This window comes from Streptococcus oralis subsp. tigurinus (assembly GCF_002093545.1).
Lineage (GTDB): Bacteria > Bacillota > Bacilli > Lactobacillales > Streptococcaceae > Streptococcus > Streptococcus oralis_C.
Genome location: NZ_LNVF01000009.1, coordinates 25,788 through 47,242, shown reverse-complemented (window position 1 = coordinate 47,242; position 21,455 = coordinate 25,788). Strand labels below are relative to the sequence as shown.

Annotated in this window: 19 protein-coding genes and 1 riboswitch; of the genes, 3 read left to right on the top strand and 16 right to left on the bottom strand. The window is 41.3% G+C overall.

Annotated elements, in window-relative coordinates; genetic code table 11:
- Nucleotides 1–39: 39 nt before the first annotated feature.
- The gene (locus ATE34_RS11135) at nucleotides 40–1,257 is read left to right on the top strand and encodes a tyrosine-type recombinase/integrase (RefSeq protein WP_180382695.1); all 1,218 of its coding nucleotides are present in this window, start codon (nucleotides 40–42) and stop codon (nucleotides 1,255–1,257) included.
- 109 nt (nucleotides 1,258–1,366) lie between these two features.
- Here ATE34_RS11135 and rpsI read toward each other — a convergent pair whose 3' ends face one another.
- From rpsI to ATE34_RS08850, 11 genes are all read right to left on the bottom strand, one after another.
- Nucleotides 1,367–1,759: a 30S ribosomal protein S9 gene (gene rpsI / locus ATE34_RS08900; RefSeq protein WP_000075969.1), complete on the bottom strand. Its 393-nt coding sequence runs from the start codon at nucleotides 1,757–1,759 to the stop codon at nucleotides 1,367–1,369.
- A gap of 18 nt (nucleotides 1,760–1,777) precedes the next feature.
- Nucleotides 1,778–2,224: a 50S ribosomal protein L13 gene (rplM, locus tag ATE34_RS08895; protein WP_001044624.1), complete on the bottom strand. Its 447-nt coding sequence runs from the start codon at nucleotides 2,222–2,224 to the stop codon at nucleotides 1,778–1,780.
- 210 nt (nucleotides 2,225–2,434) lie between these two features.
- Nucleotides 2,435–3,634, bottom strand: coding sequence for an ABC transporter permease (locus ATE34_RS08890; protein WP_084911745.1), 1,200 nt, complete (start codon nucleotides 3,632–3,634; stop codon nucleotides 2,435–2,437).
- Nucleotides 3,631–4,524, bottom strand: coding sequence for an ABC transporter ATP-binding protein (locus tag ATE34_RS08885; protein WP_084911743.1), 894 nt, complete (start codon nucleotides 4,522–4,524; stop codon nucleotides 3,631–3,633). The genes ATE34_RS08890 and ATE34_RS08885 overlap by 4 nt, the downstream gene beginning before the upstream one ends.
- 250 nt (nucleotides 4,525–4,774) lie before the next feature.
- Complete coding sequence (pheT, locus tag ATE34_RS08880) at nucleotides 4,775–7,180, bottom strand: phenylalanine--tRNA ligase subunit beta (protein ID WP_084911741.1); 2,406 nt, start codon at nucleotides 7,178–7,180, stop codon at nucleotides 4,775–4,777.
- Nucleotides 7,181–7,255: 75 nt separating this feature from the next.
- Entirely contained in the window at nucleotides 7,256–7,765 is a 510-nt protein-coding gene (locus ATE34_RS08875; protein ID WP_009730670.1) for a GNAT family N-acetyltransferase, read from the bottom strand.
- Nucleotides 7,765–8,811 (bottom strand): phenylalanine--tRNA ligase subunit alpha, encoded by a 1,047-nt coding sequence (pheS, locus tag ATE34_RS08870; RefSeq protein WP_084911780.1) that lies wholly within the window; start codon nucleotides 8,809–8,811, stop codon nucleotides 7,765–7,767. The genes ATE34_RS08875 and pheS overlap by 1 nt, the downstream gene beginning before the upstream one ends.
- A 310-nt stretch (nucleotides 8,812–9,121) precedes the next feature.
- Entirely contained in the window at nucleotides 9,122–9,541 is a 420-nt protein-coding gene (locus tag ATE34_RS08865; protein ID WP_084911739.1) for a chromosome partitioning protein ParB, read from the bottom strand.
- Between the two features lie 27 nt (nucleotides 9,542–9,568).
- Complete coding sequence (locus tag ATE34_RS08860) at nucleotides 9,569–10,219, bottom strand: phosphatase PAP2 family protein (RefSeq protein ID WP_084911737.1); 651 nt, start codon at nucleotides 10,217–10,219, stop codon at nucleotides 9,569–9,571.
- Nucleotides 10,209–10,772, bottom strand: coding sequence for an ECF transporter S component (locus ATE34_RS08855; RefSeq protein WP_084911735.1), 564 nt, complete (start codon nucleotides 10,770–10,772; stop codon nucleotides 10,209–10,211). The genes ATE34_RS08860 and ATE34_RS08855 overlap by 11 nt, the downstream gene beginning before the upstream one ends.
- Before the next feature lie 154 nt (nucleotides 10,773–10,926).
- Nucleotides 10,927–11,145, bottom strand: a riboswitch (FMN riboswitch).
- A gap of 40 nt (nucleotides 11,146–11,185) precedes the next feature.
- The gene (locus ATE34_RS08850) at nucleotides 11,186–11,689 is read right to left on the bottom strand and encodes a tRNA (cytidine(34)-2'-O)-methyltransferase (RefSeq protein ID WP_000181366.1); all 504 of its coding nucleotides are present in this window, start codon (nucleotides 11,687–11,689) and stop codon (nucleotides 11,186–11,188) included.
- Nucleotides 11,690–12,090: 401 nt separating this feature from the next.
- On the opposite strand from ATE34_RS08850, the gene trkA reads away from it, so the two are divergent.
- Nucleotides 12,091–13,440, top strand: coding sequence for a Trk system potassium transporter TrkA (gene trkA / locus ATE34_RS08840; RefSeq protein WP_084911733.1), 1,350 nt, complete (start codon nucleotides 12,091–12,093; stop codon nucleotides 13,438–13,440).
- A 3-nt stretch (nucleotides 13,441–13,443) separates the two neighbouring features.
- Nucleotides 13,444–14,883, top strand: a complete 1,440-nt coding sequence (locus ATE34_RS08835) for a TrkH family potassium uptake protein (protein WP_084911731.1) — start codon at nucleotides 13,444–13,446, stop codon at nucleotides 14,881–14,883.
- Between the two features lie 87 nt (nucleotides 14,884–14,970).
- On the opposite strand, the gene ATE34_RS08830 is transcribed toward ATE34_RS08835, so the two are convergent.
- The 5 genes from ATE34_RS08830 to ATE34_RS08810 all read right to left on the bottom strand — a co-directional run bounded on the left by ATE34_RS08830 (nucleotide 14,971) and on the right by ATE34_RS08810 (nucleotide 21,452).
- Nucleotides 14,971–15,900 carry an ATP-binding cassette domain-containing protein gene (locus tag ATE34_RS08830; protein WP_084911729.1) on the bottom strand — a complete coding sequence of 310 codons (930 nt, stop codon included), beginning with the start codon at nucleotides 15,898–15,900 and terminating at the stop codon, nucleotides 14,971–14,973.
- A 10-nt stretch (nucleotides 15,901–15,910) separates the two neighbouring features.
- Nucleotides 15,911–16,978, bottom strand: a complete 1,068-nt coding sequence (locus ATE34_RS08825) for an ABC transporter ATP-binding protein (RefSeq protein ID WP_070656926.1) — start codon at nucleotides 16,976–16,978, stop codon at nucleotides 15,911–15,913.
- Nucleotides 16,979–16,986: 8 nt separating this feature from the next.
- A complete protein-coding gene (gene oppC / locus ATE34_RS08820; RefSeq protein ID WP_084911727.1) occupies nucleotides 16,987–17,913 on the bottom strand; it encodes an oligopeptide ABC transporter permease OppC in 927 nt (308 codons plus the stop codon).
- Complete coding sequence (locus ATE34_RS08815) at nucleotides 17,913–19,409, bottom strand: ABC transporter permease (protein ID WP_084911725.1); 1,497 nt, start codon at nucleotides 19,407–19,409, stop codon at nucleotides 17,913–17,915. The genes oppC and ATE34_RS08815 overlap by 1 nt, the downstream gene beginning before the upstream one ends.
- A 66-nt stretch (nucleotides 19,410–19,475) precedes the next feature.
- Nucleotides 19,476–21,452, bottom strand: a complete 1,977-nt coding sequence (locus ATE34_RS08810; RefSeq protein WP_084911723.1) for a peptide ABC transporter substrate-binding protein — start codon at nucleotides 21,450–21,452, stop codon at nucleotides 19,476–19,478.
- Nucleotides 21,453–21,455: the final 3 nt, after the last annotated feature.

Below are 21,455 nucleotides of genomic sequence, written 5' to 3'. Positions count from 1 at the left end.
TCACGGTATTTTTCTAGCTCAATTAAAAAGGAGAATACTATGTCAATTACAAAAACTAAAAATGGAACTTATCGCTTACGAATCTACATTCCTGAGGAAGTTAAGTCTTCACTAGGTGTCGATAAGAAAGTGATTGAAAAACGGTTCAAAACAAGGAGTGAAGCAAAAAAATACGAACTAGAACTTCAAAACAAGATTGACAAAATTCTTAGTAGAGAATCAGCCTTACTAGAAAATAATGGTTCTATACTCTTTTCTGACTTCTATAAAAACGTTTGGTGGGAATCCTACAAAGCAGGACAAACCACTTCTACGACTAAGCCACCTTCTCAAGCTACTATAACTGGTACAGAAATTGCCTTTAGAAAACATATCTTACCTATGCTTGGCAACTACTCTATTGAGTTTCTTAATCAAAATAAACAAGTTGTTTTAAATCTATTAACTCAAAAGGCTGAAGAATATGCAAATTTCAAAGTTATCAGGAGCTACGTTAACTCTATCTTTGACTGGGCGGAAGAATTAGAATATATCGAAACAAACCGCCTATCTAAAACAATAAGTCGTATCAAAGCCACTAAGAAAATCAAGTTGCAAGAATCTAAAAAAGATGAAGATTTATACCTATCTCAAGAAGAACTTCAAGCATGGTTTACAGCTTTTGAAGATGATTTAGAAAACGGGAAGCTCTCATTCAAAGATTATGTGCTATTCTATACTACCTTTTTCTTAGGAGATAGAAAATCCGAAAGCTATGGCTTGCAATGGAAGCACATTAACATCAAGAAACAGGAAATTCAATTGGTTCAAGCCTTAGATAAATATAAAAATGTAAAATCTACAAAAGGGAACAAGAAAACAACTTTTCAAATCCCTATTGAACTAACTGAATTGCTCCAATCTTGGAAAAAGCAACAAAAAACTGAGCTGGCAAAATTTGGTATTATTCAATCTGATGAACAATATGTCTTTACTTATATCGATATGAAGGGTAATGTTAATAGCCCCCTGCACTCTGACTATCTTAACAATAAAATGAAATCTGTCAAACACCGTCATAAGGAGCTGACACACGCTACACCTCACAAATTACGCCATACAGGTGCAACTCTAGCTAAACAAGCAGGAACTTCACTTGAAGCTATTTCAGAGGCTCTTACTCATAGCGATACCCTTACAACTAAGACTTATGTAAATACTTCAAATGTCATTCCAATGGCTGTTGGAGAGATTGCTTATCGCAATCTTAAAAAGTAATGGTGTGAATTTGGTGTGAAAAATGGTGTGAATTTTGCTAAAAATCATCAAAAAAACACCCCATGGTGTGAACCATGAAGTGTTGTAAATGCTGTATTGTAGCTGGTTCTTAACGTTTAGAGAACTGGCTAGCTTTACGAGCTTTCTTAAGACCTGGTTTCTTACGTTCAACTTTACGTGAGTCACGAGTAAGAAGTCCTGCGCGTTTCAATGAATCGCGGAAATCTGGGTCTACTTGAAGAAGGGCACGAGCGATACCGTGACGGATAGCTCCTGCTTGACCAGCGTATCCACCACCTACAACGTTAACGAAAACGTCGTATGAACCTACAGTTGAAGTAACTGCGAATGGTTGGTTGATAACGAGACGAAGGTCAGCGTGTGGGATGTACTCTTCAACATCTTTTTTGTTAACAGTGATTTTACCAGTTCCTGGAACAAGGCGAACGCGTGCAACAGCGTTTTTACGACGTCCAGTACCTGCATATTGTGCTTGTGACATACTTTATTGTTCCTTTCCTTAGATAAGTCCTGAAATATCAAGAACTTCTGGTTGTTGTGCAGCGTGAGTGTGCTCAGCTCCAACGAATACTTTCAATTTCATACCTTGAGCGCGGCCAAGAGTATTGTGTGGAAGCATACCTTTAACTGATTTTTCGATCAAACGTACTGCATTTTTAGAACGAAGTTCACCAGCAGAGATTTGTTTCAATCCACCTGGGTGGTTTGAGTGAGTGTAATAGATCTTATCAGTTGCTTTTTTACCAGTCAATTTAACTTTTTCAGCATTGATAACGATTACGAAGTCACCTGTATCAGTGTGTGGTGTGAATGTTGGTTTGTTTTTTCCGCGAAGTACACTAGCAACAACTGCTGAAAGGCGTCCAAGAGGTACATCAGTTGCGTCAACAACGTACCATTTGCGTTCTACTTGGCCTGGTTTAGCCATGAATGTAGTTTTGTTCATGATTTCTCCTATATGAATATCGTTTTTGTTTACTGGGCGGATGTTCCGGTCCGCGGGGTATTTGAAAGGTTCCGGGGCCTTACAAATGGGGTAAACAATACCGTCTACTATCATACCAAATTTTACTACTAAAAGTCAATAGATATGAAAAATATTTTTACTGATTTCGCTGTTTAATATCTAGAAAAACCTCGCTTTCGCGAGGCTCTCCTATTTGTAAGCTAAGGCACGTTTAAAGGTTTTCCAGATTCCCAAATCATCCGTTTGAAGGACTAGACTAGCATACATGCGTCCGATAAAGGCTGTTGCAATGACTGCAAAAACAACCGTTATGGCAAGCGAAATCCAAGCTTCTAGACCACTTGCATACCCATTTATAGCTCTAAATGGCATAAAGAAGGTCGAGATGAAAGGAATATAGGAACCAATTTTCAGAACTAAATTGTCACCAGCAGCACCTAGAGCAGTCACTCCAACGAATCCTGCGATAATCAAGATCATCAATGGTGACAAGGCTTTCCCTGAATCCTCAGGACGAGAAACCATAGAACCTAGAAAGGCTGCTAAAACAACGTACATAAAGAGGCTAACCAAGACAAACAATAAGGTATTGAGCGAGAAGGCATCTCCTAGATGATTTAAAATACCAGATTGAGCCAAGATTGGTAGGTCTTTAAAGAGCAGAATGGCAGCAAGTCCACCCACGACGTAAATGCCAATATGAGTCAAAATCACAAGGAGCAGAGCCAGCATACGAGCGTAGAAATAATGGCTAGCTTGAATACTAGAGAAGACCACTTCCATGATTTTGGTTCCTTTCTCGCTAGCTACTTCCTGAGCAGTAACACTAGCATAGGTAATCAAAATCATATAAAGGAAGAAACCAAGCCCAGCGGCCGCAATGGTTTGAACAATTTTTTTGTTTTCCTTAGATTCATCAATCTTCTCAGTAAAGTCAACGGTTTGACTCAGGCGTTTTTCCTGTTCTTGAGACAAATTGGCTGCCGAACGATTGAGTTGATATTGCAGTTCATTTAACTTATTGGTTACTGCTAACTTAATGCCACTTTCAAGAGAGGTTTCACCATGATAGACAGCCTTGAGAACGCTGTCCTCTTGGTCAATGGTTAGGTAACCCTTGATTTTCTCATCCTTGATAGCAGCTTGAGCACTGGCTTCATCCTTATAATCAAAGTTGATACCATTGGTACCCTTGAGTCCCTCAGCTACAGATGGCACTGTTGTTACTACTGCTACCTTGCTATTTTTAGCCATCGAAGAATTTTGGAGATAGCCGATTCCTACAGATAATCCTAAAAAGAGGAACGGCGAAATCACCATAAAGAAGAAACTCCACGACTTGACATGTCGAAGATAGGTTTCCTTCATTACAACCCACATATTTCTCATACTTCCACCCCTGATTCTAGTTTAAAGATTTCATCGATTGTTGGAGCTTGTTGGTCAAAGGTCGCGATGTATTGACCTTGAGTGAGGATGGGGAAGAGTTCCCTTCCAGCGCTCTCATCATCTAGGATCAATTTCCAACTACCTTGCTTGGTCAAGCTCACCTGTTTGACATGAGGAAGACTTTCCAGTTCTTCCTTGCTTCGTTCACTTGAAACAAAGAGACGTGTTTTCCCGTATTGATTGCGAACATCCTGAACAGGTCCATGCAAGACCACACGCCCATCACGAATCATCAGAATATCATCGCAAAGCTCCTCGACATTGGTCATGACATGGTCAGAAAAGATAATGATTGCACCACGCTCTTTCTCTTTCAAGATGACTTGTTTGAGCAACTCGGTATTGACTGGATCCAAACCACTAAAAGGCTCATCCAAGATAATCAAGTCTGGCTCATGGATTAGGGTGATAATGAGCTGAATTTTCTGCTGATTTCCTTTGGAGAGGCTCTTGATTTTGTCGGTCAATTTCCCCTTCACTTCCAATTTCTCCATCCATTGAGGGAGTTTTTCCTTGACTTCCTTAGCATCCATACCTTTTAGAGTCGCCAAGTAGCGAACTTGTTCAAGGACTGTCAGCTTGGGCATGAGACTGCGTTCCTCAGGCAAATAGCCAATCCGAGCGTAGGTTTCCTGACGAATCTCCTGCCCATCCAGACTGATCTCTCCTTGATACTCTAAAAATTTCAACATACTGTGGAAAATCGTTGTTTTCCCAGCACCATTCTTCCCGACCAAGCCCAGAATCCTTCCTGGACTTGCCTGAAAATCGACACCAAACAAGACTTGCTTGGGACCGAAACTTTTCTCTAGATTTCTTACTTCTAGCATCTTCCACCTCCGAGATATGTTGCACTTATTATACTCCTTTTTGATAGCCTTTACAACGCTTTATGTCCATTTTTATCGATATTATTTATAGTAAAAATCTACCAAATCCAAGGTTTTTAAGCGCTCTAGTAATAGGTTTAGTATAGCTCATTAAAAATTGGATAGGGTGTCTTTCTCCTCAACTGTCGCTTTTCTCTTCTGAACCGTTCTCTTAAAACTAAAAATCCACCCCTAAGGATGGATTGATGAGTTAACGCACTTCTGCATTGACTTTTTCTTCGAGTGATGCTTGGATTTTTTCCATGTAGCGTGCGACTTCTTCGTCTGTCAAGCTGTCTTCTGGATTTTGGAAGGTCAAGCTATAGGCCATTGACTTCATACCAAGTCCTAATTTTTCACCTGAGAAGACGTCAAAGAGTTTGATATCTGTCAAACGTTTCACGCCGGCAGCTTGGATAGCATCTACAACTTCTTGGTGAGTGACTTCTGCCTTGAGAAGTAGAGCAATATCACGACTAACAGCTGGGAATTTGGTAATTTCCACAAATGGAGCAGCCGGTTGGAGGGCAGCTTCGATGGCTGAAAGGTTAAGTTCAGCTACATAAGTTTCTGGGATATCGTAGGCCTTCGCAGTAACTGGATGCACTTGCCCAAGGAAACCAAGAACTTGGTCACCGAGTGAAATCACGGCTGTCCGTCCTGGATGGAGGCTTGCCATCTCAGCTGTTGCTGTATAAGTCACTTCAAGCCCCAAGCGAGCAAAAAGCGCTTCAAGGATTCCCTTAGCATAGAAGAAATCAACTGGAACTGCTGCCGTTTGGAAGTCTTTTTCAGCAACCAAGCCTGTCAAGGCAAAGGCAAAGCTGTTGATTTCGTTTGGTAGGTCTTCTTTTGGATTGCCTGTTTGTTCAAAGACTTTTCCAATCTCGTAAAGAGCCAAGTTTTTGTTCTTACGAGCCACATTGTAGGCAACCGTATCAAGGATACCTGAGACCATATTTTGACGAAGAACGGAGCGATCCACTGTCATTGGCCACATAAGTTCTGTAAGGTTACTTGGTTGAGCTGTGAACTCAACTGCTTTTTCAGGAGTTGTTAGAGCGTAGGTAATGATTTCTGTCAAGCCTGCCCCTTCAGCAATCGTACGGACTTGGCGACGCAATTTTTGTGTTGCAGTCAGTTCACCTGCTGTACCATCATCTTTTGGAAGACTGGTTGGCAAACGGTCATAACCATAGATACGAGCGATTTCTTCAAAGAGGTCCGCTTCGATGGCGATATCCCAACGACGACGTGGAACGCTAACGGTAAAGCTGTCTTCATTTCCAGAAAGACCAAAGCCAAGACGACGGAAGACATCTTCGACATCAGCGTATGAAAGTTCTGTTCCAAGGACACGGTTGACATCGGCAAGAGTTGAAGATACTTCTACATCTGAAGTGTCAAGCTCACCCGCTGAAACGATGCCCTTACGCACCGTCGCACCTGCAAGTTCTGCAATCATGCTAGCTGCAGCATCCAAGGCCTCATTGATTGTTGCCACATTGATCCCTTTTTCAAAACGAGAAGATGATTCCGAACGAAGGTTAAGGCGTCCGCTAGTCTTACGAATGGATGTGCCATTGAAAACAGCAGCTTCTAACACAACACGACTAGATTTTTCAGAGATTTCTGTAGCCTCTCCACCCATGACACCTGCAAGGGCGACTGGTTTGTCAGCGACAGTAATCACTAAATCATTTGTTTCCAACTCACGTTCTTCACCGTCCAAGGTCACCAACTTTTCACCAGCACGCGCTTCACGCACACGGATGTCATTGCCTTCAAAGGTATCCAAGTCAAAGGCATGCATAGGCTGACCAAAGTAGAGTAGAATATAGTTGGTCACGTCGACCACATTGTTAATCGGACGGATGCCTTCATTCATGAGGATATTTTGCAACCATTGTGGACTTGGTGCGATGGTCACATTGTCCAAGATACGGGCTGCATAGTAAGGCGCCTTGTCTGTGTCAATGTTGACAGAAAGAGCATCTGCTGCAGATTCATTTGTTTCTGTTAAGGTAAATTCTTTAAAGCTAACTGCCTTGTCATAGATGGCTGACACTTCGTGCGCTACTCCACGCATAGATAGAGCATCTGCACGATTTGGTGTGATAGAAAGTTCGATGATCTCATCATCCAAGTCTAGGTAAGAAAAGACTTCATCCCCAGGAACAGCATCTTCTGGCAAGATTTGGATGCCATCTGCGAATTCCTTTGGTACAACTGAGTCAGAAATTCCCAATTCACCAAGTGAACAGATCATTCCAAGTGACTCCAAACCACGGATTTTTCCTTTTTTAATCTTGTAGTTGTCAGCGATGCGAGCACCTGGAAGAGCCACCATAACCTTGATACCAGCACGCACATTCGGTGCACCACAAACGATTTGACGGGCTTCTTCTTCGCCAACGTTAACCTGACAAACATGAAGGTGAGTTTCTGGCACATCTTCGCAAGACAAGACCTCACCGACGACAATTTTTGAGAGACCGGCAGCCGGTGATTCGACACCTTCTACCTCGATCCCTGTGGTTGACATTTTTTCAGCCAACTCTTGTGATGGCACATCAATGTCCACCAATTCTTTTAACCATTTATAAGATACAAGCATAATTTAGTTTTCCAGAATGACAGTTGTCACTCTAGTTTTTTCCTTTCCTATCATTTCAATAGAAGAATCCTCTTCTTACCTTAATTTCTTTTTCAGTAACCAATCCGTATCTACTTTTTGACCAACCATAAAATGATGTTGGCTAAATTTTTCAAAACCATATCGATTATAAAATGCTTGAGCTTTTGTATTATGTTCCCAAACACCTAGCCAAGCCCAGGAAAAACCATTTTTTTCGGCAAGTTCCAGAGCGAATTCAAACAGTTGCTTACCAAGTCCAAATCCTTGATATGTTTGTAGCACATAGAGGCGTTGAATTTCAAAAGCGTTCTCTAATTCCCTCTCAGTTTGAGCATTTCCCCAGTTGACTTTGAGAAAACCGGCTATCTCCTCTTCATGCATAATGAAATAAGTTTCGGAGTCAGGATTTTCCAACTCAGTTGACAAAGTTCTCAGACTATATGCCTCTTCAAAGTATTCCTGTAACTGCTCTTCCGTATTATCATGCGCAAATGTTTCACGAAAGGTTTGTTTGGCAATTTTAGCCAACATCTCAACATCTGCCATTTCTACTTTTCTAATCATTATTTAAACTGTTCTGAGAAGCGGACATCTCCTTGGTAGAATCCACGGATATCGTTGATTCCGTAACGGAGCATAGCTACACGCTCTTGTCCAAGACCAAAGGCAAATCCAGAGTAAACAGTCGCATCGATTCCACTCATTTCAAGGACACGTGGGTGAACCATACCGGCTCCCATAATCTCAATCCAACCTGTTTTCTTACATACGTTACAGCCTTCTCCACCACACTTGAAGCAAGAAACATCCACCTCAACAGATGGCTCTGTGAATGGGAAATAAGATGGGCGCAGACGAATTTGACGCTCTTCACCAAACATCTTTTGGACAATCAACTGAAGGGTTCCTTGAAGATCTGCCATGGAGATGTTTTTCCCAACAACCAATCCTTCGATTTGGTGGAACTGGTGACTGTGGGTCGCATCGTCCGTATCACGACGGAACACACGCCCTGGTGAGATCATTTTCAAAGGACCTTTTGAAAAATCATGGGCGTCCATGGCACGCGCTTGAACTGGAGACGTGTGAGTACGAAGCAAGATTTCTTCTGTGATGTAGAAAGTATCCTGCATATCACGAGCTGGGTGATCTTTTGGAAGGTTCATACGCTCGAAGTTATAGTAGTCTTGCTCCACTTCAAAACCATCCACGACTTGGTACCCCATCCCGATGAAAATATCTTCGATTTCTTCACTGGTTTGTGTAAGAACATGACGGTGACCAGTCGCAACTGGACGACCTGGAAGTGTTACATCGATACTCTCACTAGTCAGTTGAGCTGCGACTTTCTTTTCTTCCAAGAGCTTAGCCGTTTCTTCAAAAGCGGCCGTCAAAACATCACGAGCCTCGTTGACGTGTTTCCCGATGATTGGGCGCATCTCAGCCGACACATCTTTCATCCCTTTGAGGATTTCAGTAAGCGAACCTTTTTTACCTAGGACAGAGACACGCAAATCCTGCATCTCTTTTTCATTTTCAGCAGAAATCTGCTTCAAGCTAGCCAGCGTTTCTTCACGAAGCGCTTTTAATTGTTCTTCAATAGTTGACATAATTCCTCCATCAGTCTCTCGTAGATAAAAAGAAAACCACATGCCAAAAACTCCACTCGGAGCGTTGACACGCGGTACCATCCGTTTCATCTGATAAGTCAGACCTTCATTTCTAAATCCATGCGCAAGTGAATTCACCCAGCTTTCATATAGAGAGCTTGCAGTCACGGCTCTCCTCCCTGATATACTTCCCTTGAGTTACTAGTCTTGCGGATTTCTATTCGATTACTACATAGTTTATCAGATTTTTAGTTAAAAAACAAGTTAGACCAGACTAATTTCAATATAAAAAGGAACAAGACGCAATGCACTACCTATTTGTAAGATCTGTTTCATCCGCTTTCCTTTTCAATAAAAGAGTTGCTGCTTGATTAAAACCATCGCACCAGTTATACCATTTTGCTTCATACTCATCTTGAGCTAAGATACAGTCTTTTAAATCCAAAACAGAGTAAATCTTTCTTTCCTCGCAAGCTTGCGCATAGAGATGATATAGTTCATCGCCACCATCTCTATCCCACTCAGCAGAAATCATATTCCTACCCGCCAATAAAGCCTGATAAGCCCTGTGATGGCCATCTGTAATAAACAAGCAATCTCCGAACGCAAGAATACTGATTGGAGCAACATTGATTATTTCTGCCGACTGATAAAGTGTCTGGATACCTTCTAGTTTCTTTTCTGATAAGTATAGTTGAGTCGGATGGAGAGCTTTTATGTTGACTTTCATTTCTTTCTCCTCAAGGAAATTTGATACTCACTTCTGCTTGCCTTTAAATCGCCATTGGAAGCGAAGCTTGTCATAGAAAGGAAATTCGATAAACAAGACTCCCAAGCCCACACAGAAACTGGCAAGAACATCTGATGGGTAGTGAACTCCCAGATAGACCCGAGATAGCAACACACTGACTAGGTAGAAGCCAAGGACGATTTGCACGATTTTTCTCCAGACTGGATCTTTAATCCGTTGACTGAGAATGATAATCAAAGTCCCTACCATCAACGTTACAGCCAGAGAATGCCCACTTGGGAAGGAAAATCCCTTCTCCTCGACTAGATGTAAGATAGCTGGTCGTGGTCGCTGGTAGACATTTTTAAAAGTCACGATTAAAAGACCGGCTAAGGCCAGATTACCCGCCATGAAGTAGCTTTCTATCTTCCAATGCCTACGATAAAAGATAAAGGCTGCAATGGCAACCCAAGTGATAATCACTGGGATATCAATCAAATGCGTAAGGGCACGGAACAGAACTGTCAAATAATCTGGCAAGTCCCCACGAAGGGCAGTCTGAATCGGTTGATCAAAACCGACCAGCGTTTCAGGATAGAACTTAACCATATAGCCAAGAAGGACGAAAAGTAAAAGGGCAAAACTGCCCTTCATTAAAAATATTTGTTTATCTCTCATAATGTTTTAAGGTTGGTTTCAAGAGGACATACAACAACCAGAATGAAACGGCAAAGATGATACCCTCAATCAAGTTAAAAGGTAAAACCATGGTCATTAGGTAGTTGGAAAGTCCCAAAATTTTTCCAATATCAAAGTTGGCAAATTGCGCGTACAAAGGAACCGCATAAACATAGTTGAGAAGCAACATAGCCGCAGTCAAGCCGACAGTTCCCGCTAGAGATGCCAGTAGGAAACGAAGGGTGCTGCGTTCCTTTTTCCAAATCAAACCAAAAGCGATAACAAAAACTCCCAAGGCTACGATATTCATTGGCAAGCCAATGTAAGTATTCACTCCCTGGCTATTGAGAAGCAACTTCAAGAGTGAGCGCAGCAAGAGAATTCCTAGAGCAGCTGGCAAATCCATCACCACCAAGCCCACAAGGACTGGCAAGATACTAAACTCGATCTTGAGGAAGGTCGCCGCTGGCAAGAGCGGAAAGTCAAAGTACATCAGCACAAATGAAATGGCTGATAAAATCGCAATGGTCGAAAGTCGACGTGTGTTTGTCATAACAGGTTCCTCCAATTTTCTATAAAATCAGAAGAAGTTGGAAAGGATCCCTCTATCTATTCTCACTTTTTATATCCCAAAAGTTCCCCCCTCACTCTTTTGAGCAAGCGGTTGCAATTTATCTATAAACTCATCAGAACAGACAAGGCTATTCTTTCGTCTTCTCCCATCCAGACTATACTGTCGGTTGTGGAATCGCACCACATCAGCTTGCGCTCGCGGACTTCTTTAACTAAGATATCTTGGAGTAATCTAGGCGTCGCAGTCGAAGATAATACTTAAAGTATATCGAGACAAGACAAGGACGAGAAAGCCAAAATAGCTAGTTAAAGTCACCGCCGGTCGGGAATCACACCCAGCCCTGAAGACCCTTTAATCATAACAAAAAACGCTTGCAAGTGCAAGCATTTTGTTTATTTCAATTTATCCGCTTCATAGGTGTGAACGAGCTCTAAACCAGCAAAATGTTGCTGACGAAGAGCCTCATAGACAATCATGCAGACCGTATTGGAAACATTGAGACTGCGGACATGTTCATCATTCATCGGGATACGGAGAGCTTTCTCAGGATGTTCTCTCATAAAGTCCTCAGGCAAGCCCTTGTCTTCACGTCCGAAGAGAAAATAATGGGCTTCATCAGTCGATAAATCTGCCTCAGAGTACACCTTTTCCGCGAATTTCGAAATCAGATAGAGTTTACCCTTCATCTGAGACATAAAATCTTCCAAACTGTCATAAAAATAAATCTCTAACTTATCCCAGTAATCCAAACCTGCTCGCTTCATCTTGCGGTCATCGATAGGAAAGCCCATTGGTTTGATGATGTGGAGGGGAGAATTGGTCGCAGCACAAGTACGCGCGATGTTGCCAGTATTTTGTGGAATCTGAGGTTCAAATAAAACAATGTGATTTGTCATAATTGGCTTCCTTTTATCATTGCAAAAAAATAGCCACACTGCCCGGAGTCAAGCTCAGCAAACAGCGTGGTTAAGGCGTCGTTAACTTACCTCACAACAGGTTTGAAGTAAATCAGCGAAACTACTTTCTTAGTATAACACTTTCAGAACCATTGTCAATAGAAATGACTTGATTTTTTTACTTTTTTTGATAATATTTCCATACTTAGTCATTCTTTTTCTGAGAAAGGATATTAAATGAGCGAAATCATTTCATATAATAGACATTTCTATGAAAGGTGACCGATTTTATCTTTGAAAACTTAAAAAAAGCTTTTCTTATCCTCTGAAATGGCTTGGCAAGTGCATTTTTTGCGAAAAAAGGGTATGATAGTTACATCATGAAAAAGTAGGGTTTTTATATGAAAATTGTCCTTGTTGGTGGAGGGAAAGTCGGTTTCGCCCTCTGTCGTTCACTGGTTGCAGAAAAACACGACGTTGTCCTCATCGAACAAGATGAGGCTGTTCTCAATCATATTGTCAGTCGCTTTGATATCATGGGACTCCTTGGAAATGGAGCAGACTTTGCTATCTTAGAGCAAGCCGGCGTTCAAGAGTGTGATATCTTTATCGCTCTAACGGAACACGATGAAGTGAATATGATTTCAGCAGTACTTGCTAAAAAAATGGGCGCTAAAGAGACTATCGTTCGAGTGCGAAATCCTGAATACTCCAATACCTATTTCAAAGAGAAAAATATTCTTGGATTCTCACTTATCGTTAACCCAGAACTCCTAGCCGCCCGTGCTATCTCAAATATCATTGATTTCCCGAATGCACTCTCAGTTGAGCGGTTCTCAGGGGGACGGGTCAACCTGATGGAGTTTGTTGTCAAAGATTCCAGTGGTCTCTGTCAAATGCCAATCTCAGATTTTCGTAAAAAATTTGGCAATATCATTGTCTGCGCTATGGAACGAGATCATCAACTTATGATTCCGAGCGGTGATATCACGATTCAGGATAGAGATAGAATTTTTGTTACTGGGAATCGTGTGGATATGATGCTCTTCCATAACTATTTCAAATCACGTGCAGTGAAAAGCTTGCTCATCGTTGGTGCTGGAAAAATTGCTTATTACCTACTTGGCATTTTAAAAGATAGCCGTATTGACACTAAAGTTATCGAGATTAATCCTGAGAGAGCTCGTCTCTTCAGTGAAAAATTTCCAAATCTCTATATTGTGCAGGGAGATGGAACTGCCAAAGATATCTTGCTTGAGGAAAGTGCTCCCAACTATGATGCAGTTGCAACTTTGACTGGGGTTGATGAGGAAAACATCATTACCTCTATGTTCTTAGACCGTGTTGGTGTCCATAAGAATATCACTAAGGTGAATCGAACTAGCCTTTTAGAGATTATCCATGCACCTGATTTTTCAAGTATCATCACACCCAAAAGCATCGCAGTGGATACCATTATGCACTTTATCCGTGGTCGAGTGAACGCTCAGTACTCAGACCTTCAAGCCATGCACCATCTCGCAAACGGTCAAATTGAAACTCTTCAATTCCAAATCAAGGAAGCTAATAAAATGACTGCCAAACCTCTTTCACATCTGAAATTGAAGAAAGGGGTTCTCATCGCAGCCATTATCCGAAAAGGAAAAACAATCTTCCCTACTGGAGAGGATAGGCTTGAGGTAGGAGATCAGTTACTCGTGACGACCTTATTACCAAATATCACCAAGATTTATGATCTGATTGAGAGGTAAAAGATGAATAAAAGTATGATTCGTTACCTCCTCTCAAAACTTCTCTTGATTGAGGCGGTTCTCCTCCTAGTGCCCGTTAGCGTAGCAACCTATTATCAAGAATCCAGCCAAGTATTTACAGCTCTCTTTACAACAATTGGAATTTTAATACTTCTTGGTAGCTTGGGAATTTTACGGAAACCGAAAAATCAACGGATTTATGCCAAGGAAGGGGTCTTAATTGTTGCCCTCTGCTGGATTCTATGGTCTTTCTTTGGAGCGCTTCCCTTTGTCTTTTCAGGACAGATCCCAAGTGTCATTGATGCCTTCTTTGAAATCAGCTCTGGATTTACGACTACAGGAGCAACTATCCTGAACGATGTTTCCGTTCTCACTCGTTCCCTCCTCTTCTGGCGAAGTTTCACCCACTTGATCGGAGGGATGGGGGTACTCGTCTTTGCACTTGCCATTATGGACAATGCCAAGAATAGTCACTTGGAGGTGATGAAGGCTGAGGTCCCTGGACCTGTCTTTGGCAAGGTCGTATCCAAACTAAAAAACACTGCCCAGATTCTCTATCTGCTTTATCTGGCTCTCTTCTCCCTTTTTGTGGTTATCTACTATCTAGCAGGCATGCCTCTCTATGATAGTTTTGTCATCGCTATGGGAACAGCAGGAACTGGGGGCTTTACCGTCTATAACGACGGAATTGCCCACTACGGTAGCTCACTCATCACCTATCTAGTTAGTATCGGAGTGTTGGTTTTTGGGGTTAACTTCAATCTCTACTACTACCTCATGCTCCGTCGGATTAAGGCTTTTTTTGGAGATGAAGAACTACGAGCATATATAATCATTGTCCTAGTTTCTACCGGCTTGATTACGCTTAATACGCTCCACCTCTATCAAGGTGTCTCTAAAAGTGTTGAAATGGCCTTCTTCCAGGTTTCCAATATCATCACGACAACAGGTTTTGGTTACGGAGATATTACCAACTGGCCCCTCTTCTCCCAATTTATCCTCCTCTTCCTCATGGGAATCGGTGGATCGGCTGGCTCAACTGCAGGTGGTCTTAAGGTGATCAGAGGACTTATCCTCTCTAAAATCGCAAAAAATCAGATTTTGTCCACCTTATCTCCTCACCGTGTTTTGACTCTACACGTCAATAAAACTGTGATTGATAAGGATACCCAGCACAAGATTCTTAAATATTTTGCTATCTATATGATGATCATTCTCTCTCTCATCTTTATCGTCAGTCTTGATAGTAATGATTTTCTAGTCGTGACCAGTGCGGTCTTCAGCTGTTTTAACAATATCGGACCTATTCTAGGTACAACATCGAGCTTTGCCATCTTTAGTCCCATCTCTAAAATCCTCCTCTCCTTTGCAATGATTGCAGGTCGCTTAGAGATTTACCCAATTTTACTACTCTTTATGAAACGCACTTGGTCTAAACGTTAATTACAATACAATCCCCTTTTACAAGCTCGTAAAAGGGGAATTTTTCTATTAAAAATGAGAAGACCATTCGGTCCTCTCCTAATCAATTTATTTTTTAAGAGCTTCTTTGTAACGAGCAACTTCTGCTTGGTTAGCCCAAACATAGTGACCTGGACGAATTTCCACCATAGATGGCTTGTCTGTCTCATAGTCATGTTGGTCAGGGTCGTAAACTTTCAAGACTTTCTTGCGTTCCAAGATTGGATCTGGAATCGGTACAGCAGATAGAAGCGCCTGAGTATATGGGTGGACAGGATTGTTAAACAACTCCTCTGTCTCCGCCACTTCGACGATAACTCCCTTATAGATAACTGCGATACGATCTGAGATAAAGCGAACAACTGACAAGTCATGCGCGATAAAGAGATAAGTCAAGCCCAACTCTTTTTGGAACTTCTTGAGCAAGTTCAAAACTTGCGCACGAACAGATACGTCCAAGGCAGAGATTGGCTCATCCGCAATAACGAAATCAGGTTCCATCACAAGGGCACGTGCAATCCCGATACGCTGACGTTGACCACCAGAAAACTCGTGCGGGTAACGAGTCAAGTGTTCTTTCAAAAGTCCAACTTCATGAATCATCTTTTGAACTTTTTCTTTTCGTTCTTCTTCGTCTTTAAACAAGTGGTAGTTGTAAAGACCTTCAGAGATGATATAGTCAACCGTCGCACGTTCATTCAAGCTTGCTGCAGGGTCCTGGAAAATCATCTGGATACGACGAATCAAGTCTGAGGATTCCTTATGAGATTTTTTCCCATTAATTTTCTGGCCATCAAAGATAATCTCTCCTTTACTGGTATTATTTAAACCAATAATGGCACGACCAATCGTTGTTTTCCCACTACCAGACTCACCTACAAGAGAGAAAGTTTCTCCCTTGTTGATAAAGAAGTTGGCGTTTTTAACCGCCACAAACTTCTTACTTCCTTCACCGAAGGAAATTTCTAAATCTTTAATTTCTACTAATTTTTCAGACATTTCCTTCCTCCTAGTCTTCTAGATGAGCAAAGCCCATTTTATCACGAATCTTGTCATGCAAATCTGCAATAACCCCAGGTTTTTCAACTTTAGGAGCATTCTCATGGAGCAACCAAGTCTTAGCCCAGTGAGTATCAGTGACTGAAAACTGAGGTGCTTTCTGTTCAAAGTCAATTTGCATAGCATAATCTGAACGAAGGGCAAAGGCATCACCTTTCAACTCAGTATAAAGAGACGGTGGTGTTCCTGGGATAGAGTACAATTCCCCCTTATCATCAGCAAGCTGTGGCAAGCTAGACAAGAGACTCCAAGTATATGGATGACGTGGATCGTAGAAGACTTCCTCAACAGTACCGTATTCTACAATTTCCCCAGCATACATAACCGCTACCTTATCCGCAATACTTGCTACCACACCAAGGTCATGGGTGATAAAGATAATGGTAAAGTGGTACTCATTTTGCAAGGTTTTAAGCAAATCAATGATTTGCGCTTGAATGGTTACATCAAGGGCCGTTGTTGGCTCGTCACAGATCAAGATATCTGGACGACACGCAAGGGCAATCGCAATAACGATACGTTGGCGCATCCCTCCAGAATATTGGAAAGGATACTCTTCAAAACGTTTTTCAGCATCTGGAATTCCGACCTTGTTCATATAGTCGATTGCCATCTCTTTGGCTTCCTTAGCTGTTTTCCCTTGGTGTTTAACGATAACTTCAGTGATTTGGCTACCGATTGTATTGATTGGGTCCAAACTTGTCATAGGGTCTTGGAAGATGGTCGCAATTTTAGCACCACGAATCTTCTCCCATTCCTTGTTAGAAGTAAGAGCAGTCAAGTCTTGTCCACGATAGTCGATGCTTCCTTGGGCAATACGTCCATTGTCTTCTAACATCCCTGTAAAGGTTTTTGTTAAAACAGATTTACCAGAACCAGACTCACCTACCAAGGCAAGAACTTCTCCTTCAATCAAGTCTAGAGAAACTCCTCGGATAGCCGTTAGAACTTTGTCACGAACGTCAAATTCCACGACAATATCACGAGCAGTCAAAATTACATCTTTTCCTTTTATCATGTCTACTCCTATCTATGTGTACGTGGATCACTAGCATCCGCTAGGTTTTGACCAACAACGAAAAGAGATAGGGATACCAAGATTAAGGTTGTCAAGGGAATCCAGAATAAGTAAGCGTTGGTCGTAACGTTTTGTGAGTAATCTGAGATCAAACGTCCCAAACTTGGCACTGTTACAGGCAATCCCAATCCAAAGAAGGAAAGGAAGGCTTCATAAGAGATAAAGCTTGGCAACATCAAGGTCATCGTAGAAACAATAACAGATACCAATTGTGGCATGATGTTTTTAACAATGATTTTAAAGGTTGGTGTTCCAAGTGTTTGAGAAGCAAGGTTGTATTCCAAGTCACGGTAACGCATGATTTGGATACGAATCATATAGGCAATCCCAATCCAAGTTGTCACACTCATGGCAAAAATCAAATTCCAGAAACCAGCACCAATTGAGTAAGTCAAGACAATGACAATCAAGAGAGATGGAATGTTTGAAATAATGTTATAAACTTCCATCATGACACGGTCAACGGATTTTGAAATCCCCCAAATTCCACCAACAATAACCCCTATCACAAGGTTGATAAAAGTGGCAATGACAGAGATGAGGATAGAGTTACGCGCCCCAAACCAAACCCCGTCAAACAAGGATTTACCATTGCTGTCTGTACCAAACCAATGTTCGGCATTTGGTTTGATAAAACGAGCAGAAAAGTCATTGACCTTGCTCACATCGTTAAAGTCAAACTTCGAGAACATTGGGTAAATAAAGCTCATCAGGATAATGGCTACCAAAATCCCCAACATAATGACTGTTGATTTTTTCTTTAGAAATTGTCTAAATACAGAACCCCAGTATGAATAGGCAGGAGCGTCAATTGTTTCAGAGGCAAAATCGTCACGTTTTACGAACTGAAATTTTTCTTTTCCGATTGTTGACATTATTTGCCTCCTTTCTCTGTCAATTTAATACGTGGATCAAGCATGGTCATCCAGATATCTCCTACAAAGAGTGAGAAGATAGAAATACATGTAAAGATGAAGACGAGACCAACTACCATTGAGTTGTTTGATGCCTTAACAGAGTCAATCAACATTTTACCCATACCTGGGAAGGCGAAGACTGTTTCTGTCAATGTTGCACCACCAATAACCCCGATTACGGCACCTGGAATACCTGAAACCAAAGGAACCATGGCATTTTTAAAGACGTGTTTATTTGAAATTTCTTTTTCAGATAAACCTTTGGCGCGAGCAAAACGGACGAAGTCTTGAGATTGCAAATCAATCATATAACGACGAATCCAGATTGCTGTACTTGGTGCTCCCAGCAAACCTAGAATGACTGCTGGCAAGACATAGGAACGCCAATCTCCAGCACCTAGGATAGGGAATGAGTCTGGAAGACCAATAGATGATCCAATCAAGCGAACGATATAAACCAAAGCAATCGTTGGAAGTGCAAGCAAGAAGGTTAGAGCACCTGTTGAGAAGCTATCAATCCAAGTATTCTTGTGGCGAGCCATAGCAGATCCAAGAGGAATCGCAATAGCATACGAAATAACCAAACCAATCAAACCAGCAACAGCTGAGCTTGCAATCATAGATGGATATTGGTAGTTACTTTCTGTAGCTGTATATGGATCGTCCTTACCATAGTTAGCTATTTCACGCGCATCTGCTTGACTTGGAGATTTGTAGGTACGAGAGTAAATATCTACAGACGAAGTCTTTTTACCCGTAGGGAATTGAACTTCTGATGTCTTGGTTTGTCCTTGGCCTTGTGTGATAACTTGAAGCACTGGCGTGTTCGCATAAGTTGGGTAAGAGTCACCCAAGTTAATGTTCACAAAGTTTTGGTGTACAAACGGGAATTGATTGTTGAAATACAAAAGGTATTTATGTTTGGTACCTGAACCAACCAATGACCAACCGATAGCAGGGTCATTTTCAAAACGAAGATAACGTTCCAAGTTTGGATTCTCAGGGTCTTGAATCTTGTTTGTATGATCAATATCAAGTAAGTTCGAGTAGAATTTGAAAACACGTTCAAAAATTGGAATTTCACGCGTAGCATAGAACTGACCACTCTCTGAAAAGACACCTAACGTCCAACCATTACCGAGTTGGTTGATGTATTTTTCGTAGATTGCCTTATTGGTATCATTGGCATCTACTGTTACAGATGAGTCCATTGAGCTAGCTTTTTCTTGCAACTCCTTAGTATCGTAGTACTCGATATAGCCCATACGTTCATAAACGGTATTCTCATAATTATCCCGCTTATCTGGAGTCGTTGCAATCTTGTTGTAGTTGGTATCCTGCTTGAAAATCAGTTTCCGAGGAACCATCGTATAGATAATCGTGTAGGTCAAGGTTGTCACCAAGAAAATAGACAACAATGAGCGCAAGACACGCATAAAAATATATTTTTTCATATCGTTTCCTTTTAAAATCCCAAAAGAACCTTCTCCTCATGGAGAGAAAGTTCTCTTGAGAGTTATTTATTTAACGTGATTCGTCAATTCTTTTTGAACTTTTTCGTTTGATTCTTTTTTCTCTTTGAGCCATTTCTCACGAGCTTGTTCGTAATCAGCTTTCGTTACAACCTTATCTTGCAACTGAATATACTTGAAGTATACATCTGAGCTCTTATCTCCAGACTGGCTGTATGATGCTGTGAATGGTACAACACGAGAAATGAATGGTGCAGCACCACTTGATGACATAGCTGGCAAGAAGAGTGAGCTATCTGTCAACCAAGCTTGGGCAGCCGCGTATTTTTCATAACGAACATTCAAATCGCTTGTTTCTTTAGCAGCTTCATCAACTAACTTATCGTATTCTTTCAAACCAACTTGAGCAGCCGCAGCGTTATCTGCACCTTCGTAACCCATGTATGTTTTTGTTTGTTCAGCATTCGTTGTTTTCAAGATATCAAGGTAAGTTGACGGATCTTCATAGTCTGGGTTCCACCCAACTGCTCCTGAGAGATCCCAATCTTCTGCCGCAGCGCTTGCAGCATAGTAAGTGATATTGTTCAACTCATCTTTAGAAACTTGTTGGATATCAATGACTACATTGCCTTCACCAAGTACTGTTTCAACGGATTGTTTGAAAGATTGGATACGTGCGATATAGTTTTTAGATGTTTGGTCTACTGGAATATCCAAGTGGATAGGGAATTTCACACCTTCTGCTTCCAATGCAGTTTTAGCTTTGGCAAATTCGGCTTTGGCTTTATCGGCGTTGAAGAGTCCATCTTGACCATCCGCAAAGTTTACATTCTTCCACTCATCACCATAAGTAGCCATCTTTTCAGTTACCAAGTCACCGAAAGTTTTTTCACCTGCAGAGACAAAACCTGGTTTCACAAAGAGGTTACGAACTGCAAGAGGAGCACCTTCTTTACCATTGATTTGTGCTGAGTAAGAAGTACGGTCAAAGGCAAAGTTCAAGGCCTGACGGAAGTCTTTGTTAAGAAGGGCTTTCTTAGTAGAAGTCTTCTCTTCGTCAGTTGTCTTAGAAGTGTATTTGTAACCTTGACGGTCAATATTCACACCCAAACCAGCAATACCAGGTCCTGATGGAGTGTAGAAGATATTGTCTTTGTATGTTTCTTCTACCTTAGAGTAGTTTGAACTTGTTGGGAAAAGGCGAGCATAGCTGTATGCTCCACTTGTAAAGTTACGTTCAATGGACTCTTGGTCTGACCCATCATAGAAAGCAAGGGTAACTTTATCAAGGTGAACATTATCCTTATCCCAGTACTGCTCATTCTTAGCAAATTCGATAGAAGATTTAGTAGTCAAACCTTTTAGCAAGAACGGACCATTATAAAGCAAGGACGTAGGATCTGTTGCTTTGGCAAAATCTGATCCTTTTGATTTTTCAAAATCTTCGTTCAATGGCCAGAAGATTGAATAAGCCATCTTAGAGTTCCAGTATGGTTCTGGTTGGTTCAAGGTATACTCAAGAGTATAATCATCAACTGCCTTCACACCTACCGTAGAAAAGTCTTTTGAATTTCCAGACAAATAATCAGACAATCCTTTAACAGAAGTTTCTGCTAAATATAGGGCTTCGGATTTCTTATCTGCTGCGTGTTTCAAACCATTTACGAAATCTTTAGCTGTTACTTCAGCGTACTCTTCTCCATCAGATGTCATCCATTTAACACCTTTACGGATTTTGTAGGTATAAGTCAAACCATCTTTTGAGACTGACCAATCTTCTGCCACTGCGGGAGTCAAATTCCCATATTTGTCATTTGTGAAGAGACCATCAATACCATTTGAAGTGGCAATCTTAGTACTTTGTTTACCTGAAATGAGGTAATCCAACGTTTCTGGGTCAGCTGAATAGATATAACCATAATTTTTTGGCGCCGTTGAATCAGATGATTTAGAACCGCAAGCAGCTAGTACTCCAGTTGCTAATAAAGCAACTCCTGCTGCAACCAATACTCTACTTTTTTTCATGTT